This window comes from Nonomuraea sp. NPDC001684 (assembly GCF_053596515.1).
This window is the reverse complement of the sequence record NZ_JBSFGJ010000555.1, coordinates 1-5432: the sequence shown is the minus strand read 5'-3', so window position 1 is coordinate 5432 and position 5432 is coordinate 1. Positions and strand designations below refer to the sequence as shown.

General features: G+C 71.4%; 6 protein-coding genes. 3 read left to right on the top strand and 3 right to left on the bottom strand.

What is annotated here, in order from left to right; genetic code table 11:
* A partial coding sequence (locus ACWCSD_RS46930; RefSeq protein WP_449925353.1) for an NAD-dependent epimerase/dehydratase family protein occupies positions 1-954 on the top strand: 954 nt, incomplete at its 5' end.
* A 1-nt stretch (position 955) separates the two neighbouring features.
* Positions 956-1963, top strand: coding sequence for a dihydrodipicolinate synthase family protein (locus tag ACWCSD_RS46925; protein ID WP_449925350.1), 1008 nt, complete (start codon positions 956-958; stop codon positions 1961-1963).
* A gap of 115 nt (positions 1964-2078) precedes the next feature.
* Here the strand turns inward: ACWCSD_RS46925 and ACWCSD_RS46920 are convergent, their stop codons facing one another.
* The 3 genes from ACWCSD_RS46920 to ACWCSD_RS46910 form a co-directional block, all read right to left on the bottom strand.
* Complete coding sequence (locus tag ACWCSD_RS46920; protein WP_397164071.1) at positions 2079-2585, bottom strand: hypothetical protein; 507 nt, start codon at positions 2583-2585, stop codon at positions 2079-2081.
* A gap of 135 nt (positions 2586-2720) precedes the next feature.
* Positions 2721-2879: a hypothetical protein gene (locus ACWCSD_RS46915; RefSeq protein ID WP_449925347.1), complete on the bottom strand. Its 159-nt coding sequence runs from the start codon at positions 2877-2879 to the stop codon at positions 2721-2723.
* A 520-nt stretch (positions 2880-3399) separates the two neighbouring features.
* Positions 3400-4506 (bottom strand): mandelate racemase/muconate lactonizing enzyme family protein, encoded by a 1107-nt coding sequence (locus ACWCSD_RS46910; protein ID WP_364334226.1) that lies wholly within the window; start codon positions 4504-4506, stop codon positions 3400-3402.
* Positions 4507-4753: 247 nt separating this feature from the next.
* Here ACWCSD_RS46910 and ACWCSD_RS46905 point away from each other — a divergent pair, with 247 nt between their 5' ends.
* Positions 4754-5251, top strand: a complete 498-nt coding sequence (locus ACWCSD_RS46905) for a CAP family protein (protein WP_358293417.1) — start codon at positions 4754-4756, stop codon at positions 5249-5251.
* The last annotated feature ends 181 nt before the right edge of the window (positions 5252-5432 follow it).

Here is a 5432-nt window from a genome sequence, read left to right as displayed (position 1 = left end):
AGGTGGCCGTGGGCCACGGACGCGGACGACTCGCAGAAGGTCCAGACCAAGGTCGTGGTCCGGCTGGCCCGGCGGGCCCTGGAGGCGGCGGGCCGCGGCTCGGCCCGCGTGTACGCCGTGTCCCGCTGGTCGGACGGCCGGGCGGCGCGGGCGCTGGCCGACGAGGGCGTCGAGGTGGTCGCCGCCGACCTGATGTCCGGCGGCGACCTGGCCGGGCTGCCGGACGCGGCCAACGTCGTGTTCATGGCGGGCGCCAAGTTCGGCACGTCGGCGGCGCCGTACCAGGCGTGGGCGGTCAACGCGGCGCTGCCGGCCGCCGTGGCCAGGCGCTACCGCGACTCGGCGATCGCGGTGTTCTCCACCGGCAACGTGTACCCGCTGGTGGACGTGGCCGGCGGCGGCAGCGCCGAGGAGGACCGGCCGGACCCGGTGGGCGAGTACGCGATGAGCTGCCTGGGCCGGGAACGCGTCTTCGAGCACGCCGCCGCGGCGTACGGCACCAGGGTCGCGATCCTGCGCCTGAACTACGCGGTGGACCTGCGCTACGGCGTGCTGGCCGACCTCGCGGCCACCGTGGCGGCGGGCGAGCCGGTGGACCTCACCACCGGGCACGTCAACGTCGTCTGGCAGGGGTACGCGAACGAGGTCGCGCTGCGGTCGTTGCGCCACGCGCGCGCCCCGGAGGCGTTCACCCTGAACCTGACCGGCCCGGAGACCGCCTCGGTGCGGCGCACGGCGGCCCGGCTGGCCGCCGCGATGGGGACGAGGGCGTCCTTCACCGGCGGCGAGAGCGGCACCGCGCTGCTCAGCGACGCCTCGCGCTGCCACGGCCTGTTCGGCTACCCGGACGTGCCGCTGGACACCCTGATCGGGTGGCAGGCCGGCTGGCTGTCGCGCGGGCTGCCCCTGTCGGGCAAGCCGACCAAGTTCGCGGTACGCGACGGGAGGTTCTGACATGCCGATCGGCCTGCTGCGGGAGGGGACGGTCATCCCCGCCCACCCGCTGGCGCTGACCGCCGGGCGCGTCCTGGACGAGCGCCGCCAGCGCGCGCTCACCCGCTACTACCTGGCCTCGGGAGCGGGCGGCGCGGCCGTGGCGGTGCACACGACGCAGTTCGAGATCCGCCGGGCGGGGCTGCTGCGGCCGGTGCTGGAGCTGGCCGCCGAGGTCGTGGCGAAGGAGGCGGGGCGGCCGTTCGTCATGGTCGCGGGCGCGTGCGGCGACACCGCCCAGGCCGTGGCGGAGGCCGAGCTCGCCGCCTCGCTGGGCTACCACGCCGTGCTGCTGTCGCCCCAGGTGCCCGGGGCGGGCGAGCCGGAGCTGCTGGCGCGGGCCAGGGCGGTGGGCGAGGTGCTGCCGGTGATCGGCTTCTACCTCCAGGAGGCGGTGGGCGGACGCCGGCTCGGCCCGTCGTTCTGGCGGTCGCTGAGCGAGCAGGAGTCGGTGGTGGCGATCAAGATGGCGCCCTTCGACCGGTATCGCACGCTCGACGTGGTCAGGGCGGTGGCGGCGTCCGGGCGCGGCGACGACATCGCGCTCTACACCGGCAACGACGACAACATCCTGGCCGACCTGCTCTCCCCCGTCGCGGGCCGCCGGATCGTCGGCGGGCTGCTCGGCCAGTGGGCGGTGTGGACGCGGGCGGCGGTGCTCATGTTCGACGAGGTGCGCCGGGCGTGGGCGGGGGACGACGAGGTGCTGCGTTCCCTGCTGGCCCGCGCCGGCGACCTCACCGACGCCAACGGCGCGGTGTTCGACGTGGCGGGCGGCTTCCGCGGCTGCATCGCCGGGGTGCACGAGGTGCTGCGCCGCCAGGGCCTGCTGGCCGGGACGTGGTGCCTGGCCCCGGACGAGGGCCTGTCACCGGGGCAGGCCGAGGAGATCGCGCGGGTGAGCGCGGCCTATCCGTGGCTGGTGGACGACGACTTCGTCGCCGCACACCTGGACGACTGGCTGCGCTGAGACCGAAGCCCGGCCCGATCCCGCGGCACTCTCCATGCGAAGGGGGTGCAAGGGCCCCGCTCGTGGACGGCACACGCAGCGGGGCCCCCATTCATCGGGCCGCCACAGAGGTTACTTACGGCGCATTGTAGTATTGATAATATATGGCGCCGTTTTCGCTGCAGGAGCCGACGCGCCAGCCTCTCAGGAGGCATTTGCTCGCGTCAGCCACCGGATGGTACCAATAGCGGCCACTGTGTTGACTGGTGCCGTCCGAGATCTTTTCCTCGTTGAATTGCTGGCTCCAGACGTTGCCGCAGGGGCCGGTGCTGACGGTGAAGCTGCTGTCGACATTCAGACATTTGTCGTAGTTGACGTTGTGGAGTACGACCATGTGGGTGACCGTGTTGTAGCGGACGTGCCAACGGGCTCTGGTGCCGCCTTGCGCGCAGTTCCCCTCATAGGTCTTGCCGTCGGAGATGGACAGCATGCACAGCTTGTTCGGGAGGTCGAACACGAAGCTGTAGGGGCCGTACGTCTTCCATTCACCGCTGGTGGCCGCATGAGCGGCCGGGGTCACGATCAACGAATTGGCGAGGAGCGCCATGACGATCGCTGCGATCACGGCCTTGAGTTTGAGCATGACACCGTCCCGTGTTTGTCTGATCTTCGGAAGTCGAGCGCCCGCGGATTCGCAGCGACGGTTCGCCGCCGCATATGCCATCACTTCGTCCGCGCATCAGGGTTCGTGCCGGAAGTCCGGCCCGGGTCGCACACCTCACCCGCCGCTGTGCGGCCAGTAGTCGTCGCCCATCGGGGCGATCCCGCCCGAGCTGGGCCAGGGTTCCTCCTTGGCGGCTGCGGGGCCGGCGGCCAGGGCGAGTCCGACTGCGGTCAGCAGCCCGATCGCGGTGATTCTGAGCGTCGTCTTGGTCATGCCGTCACCTCTCGTCGCTGTTGATGTACGACCTCCCGACCGCCCCCGGGGCGGGCACGGATTCAGTGCACAACGCGGGCCGCCCCGTCCGGTCAGCCGCCGCATCGACACTCCCCCGCGTCGCCGGCGGGACCTCAGCCTCACCGAACCGCTGATTGTCAGCCAGCCCCTTCGGCCGTCCAGACAATCGGCTTCGGGCCCGCCGGCGCCCTTGGCCGGCGCCGGTGAACCGCTTGCCGCGTCCAGCCGGACGGGCTGATCACCGACTATGCCCGCTCCCGCTTTGGATCCGCTGTGGAGCCGCTATAGGCCCGTTCGCTCGCGCGTGACGACACTGACAGCGTCAGCATGGTGACGGGCAAGCCAAGCGTTGGGCCGCCCCAGTGCAGTCCTGGCCTACGAGGCCCGGGGCGATTGCCGCAGGCCGGATGCGCTCGTGTCAACCTGTCCGGGCTCCGTAGTCACCAACCGTCGCGCGGGACGGGGCCGGGACGTGTGTCCCGGTCCCGGTTCTCGTTCGTCAGACGGTCCAGTGGGCCGTGGACAGGGCGCGGACGGCGTTCTCGTCCACCTCGACGCCGAGGCCGGGGCCGGTGGGCACCAGGGCCGTCCCGTCCGAGACCTCCACCGTCGGGCCGCCGACGTACGCCGAGTGCACGAACTGGCGGCCGTTGAGGTCGACCGGGGTGTCCACGCCGAACGCCGCGAACAGGTGCAGCGAGGCGGCGAACCCCAGGTCGGTGTCCGTCAGCCCCGAGCCCATGATGCGCAGCCCGGCGTCCTCGGCCAACTGGCACAGCCGGCGCGACAACGTCAGCCCGCCCGACCGCTGCACCTTGGCGATGGCGATGTCGACGGCGTCGAGCTTGACGAACGTGGCCAGGTCGGAGGGGTGGCGCAGGCTCTCGTCGAGCGCGACCGGGAGCGGGCTGTGGTCGCGCAGGCGGCGCAGCCCGGTGACGTCGTTGGCGGGCAGCGGCTGCTCGAACGCCGTGACGTCCAGGTCGGCCAGCCGGCGGGCCATGCGCAGCGCGCCGTCCACGGTGTAGGCCTGGTTGGCGTCCACCCACAGCGGGGCGTCGGGGGCCGCCTCCCTGACGGCGGCGACGACGGACAGGTCCGTCGCCTCGTCGTGCAGGCCGACCTTGACCTTGAACGCGTGGTAGCCTTCCGCCCGCCCTTCCTCGACCGCCTGCCGCACCTCGCCGGGCGTCTGACCGGCCACGATCCAGCCGAGCGTGATCCGGTCGCGGCGGCGCTGGCCCCACAGCACGCCGACGGGCACCCCGAGGGCCCGGCCGAGCAGGTCGTGCAGGGCGATGTCGAGCGCGGACTTGGCGATGGGCGACCCGATCGTCAGCCCGCGGTTGATCACCTTCTCGTAGGCCGCGCAGGCGCCGTCCAGGTCCCAGGCGGGGCGGCCGAGGAGGGCGGGGGCCAGGTAGCCGGCGATCGTCGTCGAGATCGACTCCACGGTCTCGTACGTCCAGGCGGGCGTCGGCGTGGCCTCGCCCCAGCCGGTCACCCCGCCGGCCGTCACCTTGACGAGAACCCGCTCGGCGGGCTTCCCCTCGGTGGTGACGTTTCCGCCTGAAATGCTGAACGAACGGATGGACGGCAATTCCACGACGAATATCTCAATACGCTCGACGACCAGCGATCTCATCATTCTCCAATGAGCAGGAATTCATGCTTACCCGAGCATTAAAGCCTCCCGAATCTAGCACGCCGGATATGATTTCAGAATCAACGGCAGGAATTCATTCGGCCCTTTCGCCGGGGCCCCCTGGCCGCATCCGGACGTTGACCGGCGGCCCGCCCGGGCGCAGGCTTCGGTGGTCCCCACTTCTCCCGTTCACGACGAGGTGATCGTGATGGCCGGAACCCGTCCCGCTCTTCCGGACGCGACCAGCGACAGCTTCCTGGCCGAGGCACTGAACGAGGCCAACGCCTACCGCGCCAAGCACCACGCGCCCCCCATGGAGATGGACGCCAAGCTCGTCGAGTACGCCAAGGAGCGCGCGTCCTCGCGCTCGGAGTACGCGAAGCTGTCGGCCGGCCACGACGGCCTGCGCGACACCACCGGCGAGAACATCTTCTGGGGCATGTCCTCCGGCTCCACGCCGAAGACCGCCGGCGACGCCGTGACCGCCTGGTACAACGAGATCGCCGACTACAACTGGGCGAACCCGCCGGGCGACCCGGCCAAGACCGGCCACTTCAGCCAGCTCGTCTGGAAGGACACCAGGAGGGTCGGCGCGGCCCGCGTCGCCGGCCAGGGCCCCGACGGGTTCGAGACCTACATCGTGTTCGTCTTCGAGAACCCGGGCAACTACGAGGGCGAGTACCCCCAGAACGTCCTGCCCGCCTGACGACGGGCCGGTCAGGGGGCGGCGAGGGCCCCCTGACCACCGGCCGCCTGACGGTCACGGGTCGGTGCCCTGGGAGGCGACGTGGTCCTCGTCGAAGATGTCCCCCGCCGAGATCACGATCCGCGGGTCGGGCACGCCGACGACCTCGTCGTCCTTGTCGTCGTAGTCGAAGAGGCTGAGC